The sequence below is a fragment of the Microbulbifer sp. genome, assembly GCF_051659245.1.
In the GTDB taxonomy this organism is placed as follows: Bacteria; Pseudomonadota; Gammaproteobacteria; order Pseudomonadales; family Cellvibrionaceae; genus Microbulbifer.
Genome location: NZ_JBOFOC010000055.1, coordinates 1 through 18,975, shown reverse-complemented (window position 1 = coordinate 18,975; position 18,975 = coordinate 1). Strand labels below are relative to the sequence as shown.

Here is an 18,975-nt window from a genome sequence, read left to right as displayed (position 1 = left end):
GGCCGCTAAGCGGCCAGATGCAAGGCGCACTTGCGCCGGCGTAGTCATTCTACGTCAAGCAAGTGCAACGCCGCAGATGGCTGCTTAGCGGCCCGCCCGAAGGGAGCCCCCCCTCTTCACCAATCGAGAGGGCCCACAGTGGCGTTGCAGCTCTTGAAAATGGAATGACCATTCCCTGCGAGCTGCGCCTAACTGTGAACAATCTGGGGGGCTCTGGTATCACTATTTAGTTCCATACAGGACACTAGCTTCTCCGTTTCTTAGTACAGCTGTCATATTCTCCGCTTAGGCTGATAGAGTAACTCTCAACAACCAGAAAAAAGACAACCGTGAAAAGATTCACTCGGCGCGATTTTATCAAGGCCGCCCTGGCCACCTCCGGCGGCGTGCTGGTATCCACCCCGCTGCAGGCCATGACCAGGCCCGCCTTTCCCTCCGAGGTCACTTTCCAGCACGGTGTCGCCAGTGGCGACCCGCTGCAGGATGCCGTCATCCTCTGGACCCGGGCCTCGCCGGCTAAGGGTGGTGAGTCGGTGGGCCCGGTGAAAGTGACCTGGGAGCTGGCCCGGGACAGCCAGTTCACCGATGTATTACGCAGGGGCAGCGCGAACACGGATCTCGCCCGGGATTACACCATCAAGATCGACGTGCGCGGGCTGGAGCCGGGTGCCAGCTACTTTTATCGCTTTATCGGCGCCAGTGAACAGAGCCCCGTGGGCCGCACCAGGACCCTGCCCGAGGGCAGGGTGGAGCAGGTGAAGCTGGCAGTTTTCTCCTGCTCCAACTATCCCGCCGGCTATTTCAATGCCTACCAGTTGGCGGCGCAGAGAGACGACTGGGACGCGGTGCTGCACCTGGGCGACTACATCTACGAATACCCCGCCGACGGCTACGCCACCGAGCGCTCGGCGGAGATAGGCCGCGCACTGCCGGAAGACAACGTCGGCGAACTATTGACCTTGACGGACTACCGCAAGCGCTACGCCCTCTACCGAACCGATACCGGCCTGCAGGCGCTGCACGCGGCGGCGCCCTTTATCGCCGTGTGGGACGATCACGAGATCACCAACGACACCTGGAAGAGCGGTGCGGAAAACCACAATGAGGGCGAGGGCGACTTCTTCGCCCGCCGCGCCGCGGCGGTGCAGGCCTATTATGAGTGGCTGCCGATCCGCCCGCCGCAGGGAGAGAGAAATCCGCAGATCTACCGCAGCTTCCGTTTCGGCGACCTGCTGGACCTGCATATGCTGGACACCCGTGTCATCGGCCGCGACCGGCAGATCGATTTCGCCGGCTATATCGGCGAGGACGGCAGCTTCGACGGCCGCTCCTTTGCCGCGGCAATGGCGGACCCAGAGCGCACCCTCCTCGGCAAAAAGCAGCTCGCCTGGCTGGACGAGACGCTGGAGCAATCCACCGGCCACTGGCAGCTGCTGGGCCAGCAGGTGCTGATGGGCAGAATGCACCTGCCGGCGGAGATCATGATCAATTACGCCACCGGCGGAAAGGAAAATCCCACCGCCGAGCTTGCGGCGTTGAAAGCGGCCAGCTCGCGGGGCGAGCCGTTGAGCGACGCCCAGCGCGATCGCCTGGCACAGCGTGCGCCCTACAACCTCGACGCCTGGGACGGCTATGCGGTAGAGCGCGAGGCACTCTACCGGCGCATTGCCGAGCTGAACAAAAACCTGGTGGTAGTGGCGGGAGACACCCATAACGCCTGGTACAGCCACCTGAAAGACGTCAGTGGGCGCATGGTGGGGCTGGAATTCGCCACGCCCAGCGTCACTTCGCCGGGGATGGAAAGCTATCTCAAGCTGGACGACAAGTCCGCCCAGGAATTGGCCCAGGGCATGTCACTGCTGATCGACGACCTGCAGTACTGCAACCTGCACCAGCGCGGCTATATGGCGCTGACCTTTCGCAGGCAGCAGGTGCAGGCGGAGTGGAAATTCATCGATAACATCGACAGCACCGAATTTACCGAGGCCGGCAACCACAGGGTGGTGCACAGCCTGGCCTGATCCGGGTTCTCTGAATCAGCACAGAATCCAGTTTGTAGGATGGGCAAAGCGCAGCGTGCCCATCAGGACTGCGGAAGATAGGCACGCTACGCGCCCTTGATATCGCGGGGAAACCGAAGGCTTTACCTGAGTTGCGCTTTTGGGCAACTCATATACGAAAAGACCACCGCGAGGGTGGTCTTTTTGGTTTATGGCCCCAGAGGGTTCGAAAGGCTGATGTAACTGATTGATTTATCTATGATTGCTGGTGCCTGTTTGGTGTTAATGCCCCCAGATGTGCCCCCAAATGTTGCGGGTAGAGGCAAGGTCGGAGCCTATCGCCGGGGCCGCGCTGGTGGAGAACCGGTCACTCACTGCGAGGGCTGTGTGGCCCGCTTGGCATTAGTAGGGGGCATCGCTGACGATAAATGCGTTGGCATCGAACACCTTTTCCCCCTGCTCCTTCAGCTCCTCCTTGTACAAGCGTAGAGCTACGATGTCGTTGAGGGCGTCGGCCCCCTCGTCGGAGTCTTCGCCGAATTCCTCTACCCGTTTGAGTAGTTCCGCCTCCCTTGCGTGGAGCGACACCCAGAGCAGGTTAAAAGTGCTTCTGTCCACCTTGAGTTCGAGTTCGCGCATTTATGCCTGCCTCTTGAATACTTTTCGACAGTGTATCGCTACCTGTTCCAGTAAACCTATGTACTGGTTCAGGGGCATGTTGTGAGTCGGCACCAGCATGTGGTGCCCTTTCGAGCCCCGCTCTACTAGCTTTAGCCCCAGCGGGAAGGCTGTCCCGCTGCGAATCTCCCATACCCAACCTGACAAAGGGCTCCTATTAAGCCCTTCCCGGTTGAACACGCTGACGCCGTTACCATCGGCTACGATGATTTCTACATCGTTGACGGTTGTCGTGTTTATTTCGCGGGGTCTCACTGCGGACAGGCGGGAGGAGGTGGAGTTCCCAAGCCGGTACAGGTCTTCTTTCGAGATATAGAGATTTTCGGAGTTCATAGCCAGTCGTCCTTATCCATGGCAGGGCTTGTAGGGGCGGCCATATTGCCACCAGCGCAGCGGGGGCGAAGAGACCCAGGTCACAGTTCCCAATCGCACCAGTCCGCCAGGCGGGGAGTTTCTATAGTCCTAAAAAGGGCGGCATTTCGCCACGCTTGCAGAGTTCCGGCCTAGCCCCGCTCCGCGAGGCACCGCACAAGCGCCTGAAAGCGGGGTTACAGCGCGTTTCTGGCTCTTTCCCTACTGCCCCCAGGCGGCAAAGCGGCTACAGGTTTTCTGATGCCGTTCTACGCGCTACGCGTAATGCTCATTCATGGGGTTTGTTTTCGCATTTCCGCTGCCACATACCCGTGTGCGTATGCGTAATGGTAGCCTTCCTGACGCTAACATTTGCTAACAGACCTACTGCCCGCGCGCGTACGCGTAATGGGAGAACCTAACAAAACCAGACATCCAGGCGGCAACACTGCCCGCGCGCAGGAATGTGGCAGGGTTTACATGGGGTTGTTTCGCGGGGCGGCCTAGGCGAGCTGGTGGTAGTGACTGCCTTGTGCCCGGTCGCTGGGTAAATGTCCTATGGGTACATGGTATATATGTAGATAGGTGTCCGTGTGGCGGCCTAGAGAAATAGCGAAAATCGCAAATATAGGGCCGTGTGGCGGCCTAGAGAACCCGAATTTTCTTTACTATAGGGCCGTGTGGCGGCCTAAGCCTAAGCCGTGTGGCGGACATCAGAAAATCGAAATTCAGGCCGCGCCGCCCTTCCACGTATTCGGGGCGGTCACAGTTGCCCCCAGTTCCAGCTTGCCCCCGCACTCGTCGATTGGCCGCCAGCTTAGTGCGTAGAGGCTGGCCACGTTGGGGCGCCTTCCTTGGCGCGTTTGAATCAAAAAGCCACTTTCCAGTAGTTCCCCCAGCGCCTTTCTCAGTTGGTCATTGCTAGTCCAGCCGTGCGGACGCATAACCGAAAATGACGCGCACAGGTCGCCGTTATTGCGCCCGTTGTATTGCGCCGCCAATGGAAACAAGAGCGCCTTGGCTCGCGGTGAGAGTGTGGCAAACTTGGGATGCGCCAACATTTGGATAGGGAAGGCGGCGAACTTCCCGCCGCCAGCCTTCCGCTTGCCCTGCCTGTATCCTTTGGCCATTAGTCCCCCAGCTTGCGCGCGGATCGAATGCGGGGCGGTTCCGCTGTCGGGTCGCCCACCGCTTCCGGGGTTGCGGTCAGTTCGTCATTGAGACGCCGCGCCGCTATCGCCAGCGCTTCCGCCTCGCTGTTGGCTTTCACCAGCATTGGGACGGTGATTGCCTGCTCTATGGTGATTTCGTATCTCATAGGGCACCCCCAAGGCGTCCCCTATCGTTTTCGGACAGGTGGTAAATGCCATGCTGTCCGGCCAGGCCGTCACGGTCTATGTGCGGGACAAGCCGACAGGGAATATCGAAACCGCGCCGCCTGAGTTGCGCCACTACTTCGGGGCCGTTGCTGGCCCCGGTGATGCGGTCCAACTCCTCACGGCTTCGGGGGCGCTCCAGCAGGGCCGATACCGCCCGCAACTGGCGTGGGGTGAAGCGTACCCGCTTGGGTGTGGTAGAATTGCCGGTGTCTGCTTTTTCGGTTCCGCCCTGTGCCGGGGTTCTGATTCCTTCCATGATTACACCTCCTCGGCCTGAGCTTCTGCAATCAGCTCGCGTTGTAGCTCGCGGATGTAACCGGACTTCCAAACAGATGTTTTCGGACCCAGCCTAATGGGGCGTTCCACCTTGCCCCGTTGTACCCATGCCCACCAGGTGCTCAAGCCAATACCCAGGTACCGCGCACACTGTTTCGCGCGGCAAAACGCGTCTGGGTCTTGGGGGAGAAGAAATTGATTCGACATTGCATAGCCTCGCTGTTTGTTGCTGAGGCTTTACAAGGTATTTAGGGTGGTGCGGTAGTTGTCCAGCGGTAGTAGTTGGGGATTGCGGTACTACCGCTGCGGCAGTACCGCCGATTTATGCGGGCTCTATCTGGATATGGAAGGAAAGTTTTTTTGCGGTACTACCGCTGCTTTTCCTTAAATTCGCCGGGATTCTTGTTGTCTTTCGGGTTGGTGGCCGGAGCAAGCCGCTTCCTGGCTGTCGGTCCCAATTCCGGCCAATGGTTTTCAAGCCAAGAAGTTACTGCCGTTGTGTGCTTTACGTGCTCCGGCCTTTCGCCGTTCTGATAAAGCGCTTCCCAGGCTGCAAGTGCGGCGTGAAGGTCTGGCGCATAATTGGGATGATTGGGGTCTTTTGCCGGGTGGTCTTTTGGAGCTGGCGGACCATCGTTGTTTTCCGGTGAGTTCGGCACCAAACCTTTTTCGACTGCCCATCTTAACCACGGAATCTCAATTTTTTCGACTCTGCCCACTGCAAATAATATGAGACTGGGTAATCAAGTTTGGCGGCTCCACATGGCCCCCGCCGTACCGCCTGACTCGCGTCATGTGCGGTTGCGTGCCAGATACGGCTTATCCGTTCGTACAAACGCTTGTATTCTCTGGCTCTCACCTGCTCATTGGTGCTCATGCGCGATTCGATGGTTTCTCCCGTGAGTAGCACCACCTTTTCCAAATAGCCTGAGATGCCAATTTTCGAGTGGAGAGGGTCAGTATTGCATATCAGGTGAATCGCGGTTACTGGCTCCCAAAAGTCTGCTTTCAAATGAACTTCAAGTTCGCCGTATGCTGCGTACCCGATAGCGCTCATATCTCCCCCCTTTGCAGAGAATCCCTTGATTTAGATTCAGCGCCAGGCCGCCAAGGGTCGCGGCTTTTCGGGAGCTACCCTAGGCGCTAAAATTCGGTTGTTATTGGGCGCCGAACTGGACGGTTATCACATTGCCGGCCTTGGTCTGCTCGCGCAGGTTGTCCAGGTAATCGGCCCATCGTTGCATCATGGCCACGCGCTGGGGCAGGTGCTTGGTGCGGTTATAGGCGGCGCCGTTGGCGTCTTTCACTGAGTGCGCCAATTGGTGCTCGATATGCTCCACCCGCTCGTTTAGCTCTTCGTCCAGCAGGGTGCGGGCCATGGCGCGGAAGCCGTGGCCGGTCATCTGGTCATTGCCATAGCCCATATTGCGCAGGGCGACGCGTACGGCGTTTTCAGACATGCAACGGCTTGCACCTTTGGGGGAGGGGAACACATAGCGGAAACGGCCTGTAAACGGCTCCAGGTCGCGCAGGACGGCCACCGCCTGGCGGGCCAGCGGGATTATGTGGGGCTCGCGCATTTTCATCTTGGCGGCAGGCAGCTCTATCCGCTGGTCCTCCCAGTTGATTTCCGCCCACTCCAGGGCGCGGAGTTCGCCGGGGCGGCAGAACAGCAGCGGGGCCAGTTGCAGCGCCGCCCGTACCGTGGGGGTGCCCTGATAGCCGTCTATGGCCACCAGCAGCCTGCCGGCGGCCGCCGGGGTGGTAATCGCGGAGAAGTGCTTTTTCTGCGCCGGTTGGAGCTGGTCGCCCACCACGGCGGCGGGGTCATTGGTAGCCCGGCCCCCGGCAATGGCGAAGCGGAATACCTTGCTGGCGGTTTGCTTGGCGCCCTTGGCGGTGTCGATAGCGCCGCGTCCCTCGATTCGCTTTAGGACGGTCAGCAGTTCCGGCGGGGTTATGTCGGTGATGGGGCGGTTGCCCAGGTAGGGGAATAGGTCGCGCTCCAGCATTCGCAAGGTGCGGTAGCGGTAGCTCTCCGATTTGCCGCCCATCTTGGTTGCGTACCAGTCGCGGCCCACCGCCTCGAAGGTGTTGGTTGCGGCCTCGTAGTTTTCCGCCTGCCGGGCCTTGCGGTGGTCGCCGGGGTCTATGCCGTCCAGCAGCAACTGGCGGGCCTCGTCGCGTTTCTGGCGGGCTTTCTTGAGGCTGGTTTCTGGGTACACCCCCAGGGCAAGCTGGCGCTCTTTTTTATTGTGGGGGTGGCGGTACTTGAGCCGCCAGTAACGGGCGCCGGTTTTTGTAACCAACAGGTACATGCCCTTGCCGTCGCTGAGCTTGTAATCCTTGTCCCTTGGCTTCGCTTGTTTTACTTGAAGTTCAGTCAGTGCCATAGCGCTATCCCAGTAGTGGTGGGGGCTGTGGCCGATTTTGGGGGCACCTACTGGCGCGGATTTCCCAGGTGCCCCCAAATCTGCCCCCAGATACCCCCAGATTTGGGGGCACAAATAAGACTAATCTGGACGCAAATATAACGCGGAAGGCTAGGCGTGTCGCGGGGTGTGGGGCTTTGTTGGATTAACTGAGATGGGAAGATGGCCCGCCCCAGAGGATTCGAACCTCTGACCTTCGCCTCCGGAGGGCGACGCTCTATCCAGCTGAGCTAGGGGCGGGTCGCGGTCTGGCCTGTTGCCAGTGCGGACGCGGATTATACAGAAGGGGGGCTACGCGGCAAAGCGGATTGGGGCTATAGAGGCTATAAAGACTGGCGCTCTTCGCAGCGGGCGCCGCAAAGCTTATAATGCGCCGCTAGGTAGAGGTATGCGGCACAGTGCCGAAAGTCTACGAGCCGCCTGTTGCGGCCGCTAGGGGGATTTGATGAAGAGTATTCTGGGTGTTGTGGCGGCGCTGGCCCTGGGCGCGGCGGCCGCGGTGGCGCAGTCGGTGGACGAAGAGATTGCCGAGCGGATCGCGCCGGTGGGCGAGACCTGCATGAAGGGCGAGGAGTGCGCCGCAGCGGTTGCGGCGGCGCCCGCGGCAGGCGGCGGTGCACGCAGTGGTGAAGAAGTGTACAAGGGCTCCTGTTTCAGCTGCCACGGCACCGGCGCTGCCGGAGCGCCCAAGATGGGTGATGCCGCCGCCTGGGGGCCGCGGATCGACAAGGGCATCGACACTCTGTACACCCACGCGATCAACGGCTTCAACGCCATGCCGCCCAAGGGGCTGTGCATGGACTGCAGCGAGGACGAGGTGAAGGCCGCTGTGGACTATATGGTGGAAGGCAGTAAGTAAATAGTTGCTTACTTCTGTTGCAAAAAGGCCGCTCGTTGAGCGGCCTTTTTGTTTGGGAGGGGTGAACCTTGTGTTCGCCCTCTGGCGGGCCTTTGGCCCGCTTGCGGAGCTGGAGCTCCGCGGTCCCGGGGCGGCCCTCTCCCCCGGCCCCTCTCCCATAAATGGGAGAGGGGAGCATTCAATCGAACATGCTTAGGAGGGAACCCAACGTCTCCTCCCCCTTGGCCTGATTCTGCTCCGGCGTGGCCTTGCCGAATCCCTCCAGTTCCACATCCTCCTCCGGCAGTTCGTCAAGGAAGCGGCTGGGGGTGGTGTCGTGGTTTTCGCCGAATAGTTTGCGCTTGCCGGCCAGGGTCATGGTGAGGGTCTTCTGGGCGCGGGTGATGCCCACGTAGGTGAGGCGGCGCTCTTCCTCGATATTGTCGTCCTCGATGCTGTTGCGGTGCGGCAGCAGGTTTTCCTCCATGCCGATCATAAACACGTGGGGGAATTCCAGGCCCTTGGCGGCGTGCAGGGTCATCAGGCTGACCTTGTCGGTGGCCTCTTCCTCCTCCTGGCGGTCGAGCATATCGCGCAGGATCAGCTTGGCGATGGCCTGTTCCAGGCGGATGTCCTGCTCCAGTTCGTCGTCGATCTTCTCCATGCTCTTGTTCAGGGATTCCAACAGCCAGAAGACGTTCTCCATGCGCTTCTCGGCGACTTTCTCGCTGCTGGCGTTCTGGTTCAGCCAGCCGGCGTAGTCGATATCGTCGAGCATTTCGCGCAGGGCGGCGTCCGGGCTGTTCTCGCGGCAGTTGCGGGCCACGCCTTCCAGCCACAGCGCGAAGCGGTTCAGGCGCTCGTAGCCCTGCTCGTTGATATGCTCCTTAAAGCCGATCTCGGAGCAGGCGCTGAACATGGAGATTTCGCGGGTTTTCGCATAGTTGCCCAGGGCCTCCAGGGTGCTGGTGCCTATCTGCCGGCGGGGGGTGTTGATGATGCGCAGGAAGGCGTTGTCGTCGTCCGGGTTCACCAGCAGGCGCAGGTAGGCCATCACGTCCTTGATCTCGGCGCGGGCGAAAAACGAGGTGCCGCCGGACATCTGGTAGGGGATCTGGTGCTCCTGCAGTTTCATTTCCAGCAGGCGCGCCTGGTGGTTGCCGCGGTAGAGCACCGCGAAGTCCATGAACTTGCAGCCGCGGCGGGATTTCTGCAGGAAGATTTCGTTGGCGATCCGCTCCGCCTCCTCGTTCTCGCTGCCCACCTTGATCACACGGATCTCTTCGCCCATGCCGCGGTCGGACCACAGCGCCTTGTCGAATTCGTGGGGGTTGTGGGCGATCAGGTGGTTGGCCACCTTGAGGATGCGGCTGGTGGAGCGGTAGTTCTGCTCCAGCTTGATCAGGCGCAGGTTGGGGAAGTCCACCTTCAGCTGGCTCATGTTCTCCGGGCGCGCGCCGCGCCAGGCGTAGATGGACTGGTCGTCGTCGCCCACCACGGTGAGGCCGCCGCGGCCGCCCACCAGCAGTTTCACCAGCAGGTACTGGGAGTTGTTGGTGTCCTGGTACTCGTCCACCAGCAGGTAGCGGATCTTTCTGCGCCAGCGGGCCAGCAGCTCCGGGTCCTGCTCGAACAGCTGCACCGGCAACCCGATCAGGTCGTCGAAGTCCACCGCGTTGTAGGCCTTGAGCGCGTCGCAGTAGCGCCCGTAGGCAATGGCGATGGCCTGCTCGCCGGCGCTCTGGGCCTGTTCCAGGGCCCGGCGCGGCGTGAGCATATCGTTCTTCCAGTTGGAGATCTGGTTCTGCACCCGGTCCAGCAGGTCGGTGTCCAGGTCGCCGTCGCGCAGCATCAGCTCCTTGATCAGGCCGCGGCTGTCCTCGCTGTCGAACAGGGAGAAGCCGGGCTTGAAGCCGGCGGTGCGGTACTCCCGGCGCAGGATGTTCAGCCCCAGGTTGTGGAAGGTGGACACGGTGAGCCCGCGGGAATTGCGCGATTTGCCACCGCCGGGCCCGCTCAACAGCTTGCTCACCCGTTCCTTCATCTCCCGCGCCGCCTTGTTGGTGAAGGTCAGCGCGGCGATATGGCGCGCGGCGTAGCCGCACTCCTCGATCAGGTAGGCGATTTTGCGGGTGATCACGCTGGTCTTGCCGGAACCGGCGCCGGCCAGCACCAGGCAGGGCCCGTCGATATACTTCACCGCTTCCGCCTGGCGGGGGTTGAGCTGGGACATGGACAGAGATACATCGCAAATGGGTGTCGAGGCGGCGATTCTATCAGTCCTGGCTGCCTGTGAGTGGTTGGCAGTCGGCAAGTGTTTAAAAATTGACCAGATGTGCCAGGGAGAATAAAGAAGAAATATTCGCAGGGAAAATTTTGCGGCCCACTGGGGGAAAACTTTCCGCGGCTCGTCTACCTGCGTGGAGACATAAGGGCACCTCTAAAAATCGTAATTTTGACTTGTGCCGTAGGGTGCGCCGCGCGCACCATCAGGGCCGGTGCGGACTGCAGACTTTTTGATGCGCGCGGCGCACCCTACGGTCGCAACAAATAGAGATGCCCATAATAATTTCAATAATTCAGAGTGGTTCTATGGCGAAGGATGAGACTCTGGCGGACATCTTTATCGGCGTTCGCGGCAGCCTGGCGCGGCTGGTTTCCAGCATAGCGCCGCCGAAGGAGATAGAGGACATAGTCCAGGAGACCTATGTGCGCGTCTGCCAGGCGGCCAGGCGTGGGCCTATCGACCAGCCGCGCTCCTTTATGCTGCGCACCGCCCGCAACCTGGCGCTCGACTACGTCAAGCGCGCCGAGTCGCGGCTGGCGGTGAGCATGGATGAGGAGTTCGATCTCAGCCCTGAGCCGGGTCACGGGACTGACCGCACCTACGAAATTGTCGCCAGCAATGAGGAGTTCGCGCACTTCTGCGAGGCGGTGCGGCAGCTGCCGGTACAGTGTCGCCGCGCATTTGTATTGAAAAAGGTTTACGGCTATTCGCAGCGGGAAATCGCCCGCCAGCTGAATATCAGTGAGAGTACGGTGGAAAAACATATCGCCACAGGAATCAAGCGCTGCACCCTGTTCATGCTGCAGCAGCGCAACAGCGGCTCCCCGGATGCCGGCCCGTGCGCCGTGTCCGGCGCCGGCCGCGGGGGGCGCCCATGAGCAACGTCTACCAATTGCCCGACCGCGAGCGCTGCCTCGACGAGGCCAGCGAATGGCTGGCCAGGCTCGACCGCGGCCTGGATGAATCTGAGACCCGCGACTTCCAGCGCTGGCTGGCGGCCAGCCGCGAGAATAGCGACACTTTCATGCAGATTGCCGAGCTGTGGGACAAGATGGACGCGCTGTCGCGGCTCGCCGACCTGTTCCCGCCGCTGGCGGAGAAGAAGCCGTCGTTCGGCCGCTGGCTCGCCGCGGCCGCCTCGGTATTGTTGGTGCTGGGTGCGGCACTGTGGCAGGCTGGCATGCTGGCGGGCGCGCCGGCTTCGCGGCTGGCGTCCACCGTCGACAAGGTATACGAGACCGCGATCGGAGAGCACTCCACGGTCAACCTGCCGGACGGCTCCGTACTGGTGCTGAACACCGACAGCCTGGTGCGCGTGCACTACACCCTCACCAGCCGCCTGATCGCGCTGGACCGGGGCGAGATCAATGTCCGGGTGGCACGCGACAGGCAGCGGCCCCTCAGCGTACTGGCCGCCGGTCGGGTGGTGCAGGCGGTGGGCACCGTCTTCAACGTGCAGCTGCGGCGCGATCGGAGTGTGGAACTGATCGTCACCGAGGGCAGGGTGCGGGTCGCCGATGGGCAAAATGAGAGCCCCAACGCTGCGCGCAGCGAGCCGCAGCCGCTGCCCGTCACGGCCACTGCGGTCTCCGGGGGCGAGCGGCTGCTGATGAGCGGGGAGCGCCCGCAACCGGAACAGGTGGAGAAAATCGAGCCGGCGGAGATGGATGCCAGGCTGTCCTGGCGCAGCGGCAACCTGGTGTTCCGCGGCGAGCCGCTGGAGCAGGCGGTGGCCGAAATCAGCCGCTACACCTCGGTGAAATTCCGTATTGAGGACGAGCAGCTCAGGGGTGTGCGCGTGGCCGGCCTTTTCCGCACCGGCGATATAAAAGGATTGCTCCGCACCCTGAACGACAATTTTGATATTGCCAACGAGCGCATCGACGAACAGACGGTGATATTGAGGGCGCGCCGCGAGGAGCAGGGAGAGGGGCGCTGAGCGATCGAAAATAGCAGCGAAAAACTCTTATCGCTCAAGTTTCGGAGTTCAGGGACGGACTATCGGTGGTACCCAGTCCCCGGCCCTGCCCCGAACTCCGAAACTTGAGTAATCAGTCGCCCGATAGAAAACATGGCAACAAAATAATAACCAGATGCATTAAAAACAGTGACCCGATGGCGGAAATTTCCGGCCGAGTCGTCTTCCAACCACGCCGCTGAAATTGTGGCGTCCGGGAAAGACGACAGGGCTTTATTTCAGTGTTTGACCTTCAGCCTGCTGATGATGAGTTCCTCATCCCTGCTGGCGGATGGCGCTCGCCTACACGAAAAAACTCCCTTCAATATTCCCCGGCAGAGAGCGGACATCGCGCTCACGGAGTTTGCCGAGCAGGCCGACGTGACCCTGATCTTCCCCTACGACAAAGTGCGGGAAATCAGCGCGCAGCGGCTGGTGGGAAGCTACCCGATCGATGAAGCGGTAGAGATTCTGCTTCGGGGTACCGGCCTCAGGGCAATGGTGGGCGACGATGGCCAGCTGACGATAACAGCAGGACATCCCATTGGAGGGTCGAGCACAGTGTATAAGAAAAACAAGTTGTCCAGCGCCATTCTGTCGATCATGGCTTCCGTGTTCGGTGCCGGCGCCCAGGCGCAGAGCGATGATGCGCAGCAGTCGGGTACCATCGAGGAGATATCGGTGACCGGCATCCGTGCCAGCTTGCAGCGCGCCATGGATATCAAGCGCGACGGCAGCGGTGTGGTGGATGCCATCTCCGCGGAGGATATCGGCAAATTTCCCGACACTAATGTCGCGGAATCGCTGCAGCGCATCACCGGGGTTTCCATCGACCGCTCCGGCGGCGAGGGCCAATTGATCACCGTGCGCGGCTTCGGCCCGCAGTTCAATACCGTGCTGGTCAACGGCCGCCAGATGGCCACCGAGAACCAGGGCCGGGAATTCAGCTTCGACACATTGGCCTCGGAGCTGGTAAAGGGCATAGCGGTGCACAAAACCTCCACCGCCAGCCTGCAGTCCGGCGGCGTCGGTTCCACGGTGAATGTGACCACCGCGCGGCCGTTCGATTTCAACGGCTTCAAGGTCGCAGGCAGCGTCAAGAGCCTGTACGACGAGAACAGCGAGGAGTCGTCGCCGCAGATTTCCGGCCTGGTGAGCAATACCTTCGCCGATGGAAAGTTCGGTGTGCTGCTGGCGGTTTCCCACCAGGAGCGCAGTACCCGCCTGAACCAGGGGCAGACCGACGGCTGGCTCGCCAATGTGCTGGACAACGTGGACCCGGGTGAGATAGACGATTCCGCCAGCCGCTCCGGGAATACCTTTATTCCGCAGAACTTTGACACCAAGGTCACCTTCGAGGAGCGCACCCGCACCGGCGGCAGCCTGGTGCTGCAGTTCGCGCCCACCGACGATCTGGAAGTGACTCTGGACGGCATCTACTCGGATTTCGATATCGAGACCGACGCCACCTCCTTCGGCCACTGGTTCACCGCCGACAACCTGGAAAATATCGTGCTGGACGAGAATGGCACCGCCATCGACCTGTATCAGGAGGTGGGCCACGCCACCGACTTCCACGCGAAGAAGTTTGACCGCCTGACCAAGACCTCCCAGTACGGCATCAACGCCCAGTGGACCGCGAGCGACAACCTGAGCCTCAGCTTCGACGCATCCACCTCCAGTGCCGAGCGCGCCGGCAACAACGGCGGCGAGAACCAGCTTTCGCTGATCGGCTACCTGAACCGCTCGCGCCTGCAGATTCATCCGGGGCAGATTCTGCCGCACTCCAGCGAGTTCCAGTCCGCCGACCCGTCCATCAACAATGCCGACGGCGTGCAGGCCGGGGTGAGCGACTACCTGGACCCGAGCAACGGCCGCGCCCACGTAATGCTGCGCCGTGGGTGGGCCACCGACGACCAGGTGGACCAGTACCACATCGACGGCGTCTGGGACGAGGGCAGCAGCAGCGGCCTCATCCGCGCCAGCTTTGGCCTGCTCTACTCCACCCAGACCAAGAGCAACGTGCGCCTCACCGACGAGGCCGACGGGGTGCACTGTACCTTCTGCGGCTACCCGGAGGGGGTCGATATCCCCGACGAATTCCTGTCCGTATTCGACGCCGGTTCCGGCTTTCTCGGCGACGTCAGCGGCAGCGAAAACCTGACCACCCAGTGGCTGGCCCACGACGGCGAGCAGCTGTTTGCCTACCTGGAGAATATTGCCGGGATCAGCTACGACGCGGTGCGCCGCAACAACTCTTTCAAGGTGGAGGAAAATGTCCTGGCCACCTACCTGGAACTGGAATTTGCCGGCGAGCTGGCCGGCATGCCGCTCACCGCGCACACCGGAGTGCGTGTGGAAAGTACAGACATTACCGTCGACGGTACTGAGTCGCCGCTGGAGCGGCTGGACATCCTGGATCAGACCGAACTGACGGCGGTGCTGGGCGAGGCCCAGGCCATCAAGGCCGACTCCAGCTACGACTCGGTGCTGCCCAACATGGACCTCAAGCTGGATATCACCGATTCGTTAATAGCCCGTTTCGCCGCCTCGCGCACCCTGACCCGGCCGACCCTCAACCAACTGGCGCCGGTGACCGTGATCAACGAAACGCGCCAGGGCGGCAATCTGAACTCCAGTTCCGGAAACCAGGAACTCGAGCCCTTTGCCTCGGGCAACCTCGACCTGTCCCTGGAGTACTATTACGGTGACAACAGCTACGTCTCGGTGGGTTACTTCCGCAAGGATGTGGAGAACTTCATTATCAGTATCACCGAGGACCAGACCTTCACCAACAGCGCCGGCGAGCTGGTCACAGACCCGTCCACCGGCGATGTCACCGACATAGCCCCGGAAGAGGACCGGCAGAACGCGGTGGATCCCAACGACAGCGTGGCGGTGTTCACCCTGACCAAGCCGAGCAACGGCGAGAGCGCCCAGGTGGAGGGCCTGGAGCTGGCAGTGCAGCACAGCTTCAGCGACACCGGCTTCGGGGTTATCGCGAATGTGACCCTGGTGGACAGCGATGCGAAGCTGGATGTGGACGACGTCACCCAGGCCTTCGCTCTCCCCGGCCTGAGCGACTCCTTCAACCTGGTGGGCTTCTACGAGAAGGGCCCCTTCCAGGCGCGCCTGGCGTGGAACTGGCGCGATGAGTTCCTGCAGTCACTGGTACAGAATGTCAGTGGCGAACCCACGTTCGTCGACGATTACCAGCAGTGGGATATGAGCGCCAGCTACGACATCAACGACAGTGTTTCGATATTCTTCGAGGGCCTGAACCTGACCGAGGAGGTGCTGCTGAAGCACGGGCGCTACGACAACCACTTCCTGTTGGCGGAAGACAGCGGCAGGCGCTTTGCGCTGGGCCTGCGCGCTACCTTTTAAAGCTGTGAAAGGGATGAGTTAAGCCATGAACTTGATGCGAAGGGCCTGATGCCGGGAGCTGTTTGCGGGGCTGTCTGCGAGGGGGACCTCGCGGACAAGCCTCCAGGGATGGATTCACGGGGGGGGCGCCTAGCCCGTGTCCCGCAAACAGCTCCCGGTAGCAGGCCCGCCCGAAAGCCTTACTTAGTGCCTTTCAGATCAGCGGTGGCCTGATTGGCCGCCGGGTTGATAAATCAATAACGAGATCGGCCATGAACAAACCGACAAAATCCGTGACAGTGGTAGGCGGCGGTACCGCCGGCTGGATCGTCGCCGGGCGCATCGCCGCCATGCACAGCCATGGAGACGGTGTGCAGGTCACGCTGATCGAGGCCCCGGGTATTCCCACCGTCGGCGTGGGCGAGGGCACCTGGCCCACCATGCGCAAGACGTTGCGCAAGCTGGGTATTTCCGAGAGCGACTTCCTGCGCAGCTGCGATGCCACCTTCAAGCAGGGCGCCAGGTTTGCGGGCTGGGTCACCGGCGATGCGGAAGACTTTTACTACCACCCGCTGGTGCTGCCCCAGGGCTTCCTGAAAATGGACCTAGCCCCCTACTGGCAGCGCTCGCTGAAGCCGCAGGGGCAGTCCTTCTCCAATGCGGTCTGTTACCAGGAACAGCTGTGTGAGCGGGGCCTGGCGCCAAAGCAGATGACCACGCCGGAATACGCCTCGGTGGCCAACTACGCCTACCACCTGGATGCGGGCAAGTTCGCCGAATTCCTGCAGCGTCACTGCACGCAGAATCTGGGGGTGCGCCATCTGCGGGACGAGGTGCTGTCGGTCAACACCGCCGCCAACGGCGATATCACCTCGCTGAACACGCGCAATTCCGACGAGCTGCCCGGGGACCTGTTCGTGGACTGCAGTGGTTTTTCCTCGCGCCTGCTGGGCGGCCATTACCAAGTGCCGTTTATCGACCGCAGCGACGTGCTCTTTATCGATCGCGCACTGGCGGTGCAGGTGCCCTATGAAAATCCCGACGATCCCATCGCCTGCCATACTATTTCCACCGCCGGGGACGCCGGCTGGATCTGGGATATCGGCCTCACCCGCCGCCGCGGCGTGGGTTACGTGTACTCCAGCGACCACACCACCGGGGAACAGGCGCAGCGGCGTCTGCGCGACTATGTAGGGCCGGGGATAGAGAAATTGTCCGTGCGCGAGATTCCGATTCACAGCGGCCACCGGGAGAAATTTTGGGTCAACAACTGCGTGGCGGTGGGCTTGTCGGCGGGTTTCCTGGAACCCCTGGAAGCCTCTGCGCTGGTGCTGGTGGAATTGTCCGCGGAGATGATCGCCGAGCAACTGCCGGCGCACCGCGATGTGATGGATATCACCGCGCGTCGCTTCAACGAGACCTTCCGCTACCGCTGGGACCGCATCGTCGATTTCCTGAAACTGCACTATCTGCTCAGCAGGCGCGAAGACAGCGCTTTCTGGCGCGACAACCGCGATCCGGCATCGGTACCGGACAGCCTGCGGGAACTGCTGGCCCTGTGGCGCCACCGGCCGCCGGGGGACTGCGATTTCACCAGCAACAACGAGGTGTTTCCGGCGGCCAGCTATCAGTATGTGCTCTACGGCATGGGCTTCGAGACGGACGTCGAGGGCATGGCGCACCGGCTGCGCGAGGAACAGGCGGCAGCGGAACACTTTGCCGGTAACCGCAAAGCCACCGAGCGCGCACTGGCCGCACTGCCAAAACATCGGGAATTGCTGGAGCGGATTCACCAGTATGGGTTGCAGGCGATCTGATTCGGTTCAATAAGAAAGAGACAAAAGAGACAAATGATATGGCCAGGCTGGTAGCACTGAACAGCGAACTTCACCGGGACATCCGCATAGACACCGCCGGGATAGAACGGCAGGGCGCGTCCTTGCGCATGGTGCCGGTGATGCCCAGCGAGTTTCTGAAGCTGGCGATCGACTACCCGATAGTGCTGACCAAAAACGAGGAAACCGGCCGCTTTGTCTGTGTTGCGCTGTTCGGTTTTGCCGAAGGGGAAAACCTGTATTGGAACGGGGACCGCTGGCAGTCACTGTACACACCGCTGAACATCGTCCGGCAGCCGTTTTTTGTCGGCACCGATGAAAACAGCCAGCCGCTGGTGTGTATCGACGAGGACAGCCCCTGCGTGCTGCGGCAACCGGGGCGGGAATCGACGGAGGCACTGTTCGACGATGAGGGGCGCGGCAGCCCCTACCTGGACAGGATGCAGGGGGTTCTGGGGCAGCTGCTCGACGGGGAAAAACAGAGCGAGGACCTGGTCCGCTGTCTGCAGGAACTGGAATTGATCACGCCGATGCGCCTGGAGGTGACTTTTGCCAGCGGCGATTCCCGGCGGGTAGAGGGCCTCTACACAGTGGACGAGGAAAAACTCAGAGGGCTCGGCGGCGAGCCGCTACAGCAGCTGAACGCCGATGGCATGCTGGGCCATATTTACACCATGCTCACCTCCCTTGGACAGTTCTACTCGCTGATAGAGCGTAAAAATGCCCGGGATGCCGCGGTCGCAGAACCCTAGTCGCGGGGCCGCGCAGATGGAGGTCAATTTTCACTGCGCCGTCGCGCCGCAGATCCAGGTGGCCAGCCTGGGCGGCGAGCGCCGGCCGCTGCTGGTGATCGACGGCCTGGCGGCGGAACCGGAATCACTGGTGGAATTCGCCGCGGGCGCGCCGCCTTTCCGCGCGCGGGGTGGCGACTACTATCCGGGCGTCCGCAAGCCGCTGCCCCAGGCCTACGCGGAGAAGCTGTGCGAGGCACTCGATCAGGTTCTGCGCGAGGTGTTCGAACTACCGCCCGGCGCCCGCGCCCAACCGCTGCTGTGTGCGCTGTCCATCGCCACCACGCCACCGCAGCAGCTACGGCCTATCCAGCGCCTGCCGCACTTCGACACCAGCGACCCGAACCAGCTGGCAGTGGTGCACTACCTGTGCCCACCGCAGTTCGGCGGCACCGCTTTCTATCGCCACCGCGCCAGCGGCTTCGAATTTATCGACAGTGAGCGACTGCACGGCTATGCCGCCCAGCTCAAAGGCCAGGTAATGGCCTCGCCACCGGCGCCGGGTTACCTCGACGGAGACAGCGAACTGTTCGAGCAGATCGCCTGCATCGATGCGCGCTTCAACCGCGCGCTTATCTACCGCGGCAACCAGCTACACTCCGGCAATATCGATCCCCACTGCGGCCTCAGCGCCGACCCCCGCACCGGCCGCCTGACCGCCACCAGCTTTATCCGCTACAGTGTTCCCGAAACCCCTGAAAACTGGTCTTCCCACTGATTGTAGGAGCGGCCCATGGCCGCGATCAGTCTCCGGGAATCTACTGAACTCCGATCGCGGCCATGGG

16 protein-coding genes and 1 tRNA gene are annotated in these 18,975 nt (G+C 61.5%); 8 read left to right on the top strand and 9 right to left on the bottom strand.

Going from position 1 to position 18,975, the window contains the following annotated elements; all coding sequences use genetic code 11:
• Window positions 1–329: 329 nt before the first annotated feature.
• Window positions 330–2,021 (top strand): alkaline phosphatase D family protein, encoded by a 1,692-nt coding sequence (locus tag ACRC0P_RS05575; protein WP_438628794.1) that lies wholly within the window; start codon window positions 330–332, stop codon window positions 2,019–2,021.
• Between the two features lie 381 nt (window positions 2,022–2,402).
• On the opposite strand, the gene ACRC0P_RS05570 is transcribed toward ACRC0P_RS05575, so the two are convergent.
• The 8 genes from ACRC0P_RS05570 to ACRC0P_RS05535 all read right to left on the bottom strand — a co-directional run bounded on the left by ACRC0P_RS05570 (window position 2,403) and on the right by ACRC0P_RS05535 (window position 7,356).
• On the bottom strand, window positions 2,403–2,639 hold the full coding sequence (locus ACRC0P_RS05570) for a hypothetical protein (RefSeq protein ID WP_438628793.1): 237 nt from the start codon (window positions 2,637–2,639) through the stop codon (window positions 2,403–2,405).
• Window positions 2,640–3,011 carry a hypothetical protein gene (locus ACRC0P_RS05565; RefSeq protein WP_438628792.1) on the bottom strand — a complete coding sequence of 124 codons (372 nt, stop codon included), beginning with the start codon at window positions 3,009–3,011 and terminating at the stop codon, window positions 2,640–2,642.
• A gap of 746 nt (window positions 3,012–3,757) precedes the next feature.
• Window positions 3,758–4,159, bottom strand: a complete 402-nt coding sequence (locus ACRC0P_RS05560) for a hypothetical protein (protein ID WP_438628791.1) — start codon at window positions 4,157–4,159, stop codon at window positions 3,758–3,760.
• The gene (locus tag ACRC0P_RS05555) at window positions 4,159–4,347 is read right to left on the bottom strand and encodes a hypothetical protein (protein ID WP_438628790.1); all 189 of its coding nucleotides are present in this window, start codon (window positions 4,345–4,347) and stop codon (window positions 4,159–4,161) included. The genes ACRC0P_RS05560 and ACRC0P_RS05555 overlap by 1 nt, the downstream gene beginning before the upstream one ends.
• Complete coding sequence (locus tag ACRC0P_RS05550) at window positions 4,344–4,664, bottom strand: hypothetical protein (RefSeq protein WP_438628789.1); 321 nt, start codon at window positions 4,662–4,664, stop codon at window positions 4,344–4,346. The genes ACRC0P_RS05555 and ACRC0P_RS05550 overlap by 4 nt, the downstream gene beginning before the upstream one ends.
• Window positions 4,665–5,052: 388 nt before the next feature.
• On the bottom strand, window positions 5,053–5,403 hold the full coding sequence (locus ACRC0P_RS05545) for a hypothetical protein (protein ID WP_438628788.1): 351 nt from the start codon (window positions 5,401–5,403) through the stop codon (window positions 5,053–5,055).
• Window positions 5,404–5,841: 438 nt separating this feature from the next.
• Window positions 5,842–7,077, bottom strand: a complete 1,236-nt coding sequence (locus ACRC0P_RS05540) for a tyrosine-type recombinase/integrase (RefSeq protein ID WP_438628787.1) — start codon at window positions 7,075–7,077, stop codon at window positions 5,842–5,844.
• Window positions 7,078–7,279: 202 nt separating this feature from the next.
• Window positions 7,280–7,356 (bottom strand) — tRNA-Arg (locus tag ACRC0P_RS05535).
• A gap of 205 nt (window positions 7,357–7,561) precedes the next feature.
• Between ACRC0P_RS05535 and ACRC0P_RS05530 the strand changes: the two genes are divergently transcribed.
• Entirely contained in the window at window positions 7,562–7,975 is a 414-nt protein-coding gene (locus tag ACRC0P_RS05530; protein ID WP_438628786.1) for a c-type cytochrome, read from the top strand.
• Between the two features lie 178 nt (window positions 7,976–8,153).
• Here the strand turns inward: ACRC0P_RS05530 and rep are convergent, their stop codons facing one another.
• Window positions 8,154–10,187 (bottom strand): DNA helicase Rep, encoded by a 2,034-nt coding sequence (rep, locus tag ACRC0P_RS05525; protein ID WP_438628785.1) that lies wholly within the window; start codon window positions 10,185–10,187, stop codon window positions 8,154–8,156.
• A 359-nt stretch (window positions 10,188–10,546) separates the two neighbouring features.
• Between rep and ACRC0P_RS05520 the strand changes: the two genes are divergently transcribed.
• The 6 genes from ACRC0P_RS05520 to ACRC0P_RS05495 all read left to right on the top strand — a co-directional run bounded on the left by ACRC0P_RS05520 (window position 10,547) and on the right by ACRC0P_RS05495 (window position 18,908).
• On the top strand, window positions 10,547–11,119 hold the full coding sequence (locus ACRC0P_RS05520) for an RNA polymerase sigma factor (RefSeq protein WP_438628784.1): 573 nt from the start codon (window positions 10,547–10,549) through the stop codon (window positions 11,117–11,119).
• Window positions 11,116–12,180, top strand: a complete 1,065-nt coding sequence (locus tag ACRC0P_RS05515; protein ID WP_438628783.1) for a FecR family protein — start codon at window positions 11,116–11,118, stop codon at window positions 12,178–12,180. Before ACRC0P_RS05520 ends, ACRC0P_RS05515 begins: the two co-directional genes overlap by 4 nt.
• Before the next feature lie 282 nt (window positions 12,181–12,462).
• Complete coding sequence (locus tag ACRC0P_RS05510; protein ID WP_438628782.1) at window positions 12,463–15,585, top strand: TonB-dependent receptor; 3,123 nt, start codon at window positions 12,463–12,465, stop codon at window positions 15,583–15,585.
• Window positions 15,586–15,836: 251 nt separating this feature from the next.
• Entirely contained in the window at window positions 15,837–17,381 is a 1,545-nt protein-coding gene (locus tag ACRC0P_RS05505; protein WP_438628781.1) for a tryptophan halogenase family protein, read from the top strand.
• 38 nt (window positions 17,382–17,419) lie between these two features.
• Window positions 17,420–18,151 carry a SapC family protein gene (locus ACRC0P_RS05500; protein ID WP_438628780.1) on the top strand — a complete coding sequence of 244 codons (732 nt, stop codon included), beginning with the start codon at window positions 17,420–17,422 and terminating at the stop codon, window positions 18,149–18,151.
• 16 nt (window positions 18,152–18,167) lie between these two features.
• Window positions 18,168–18,908, top strand: coding sequence for a DUF6445 family protein (locus tag ACRC0P_RS05495; RefSeq protein ID WP_438628779.1), 741 nt, complete (start codon window positions 18,168–18,170; stop codon window positions 18,906–18,908).
• Window positions 18,909–18,975: the final 67 nt, after the last annotated feature.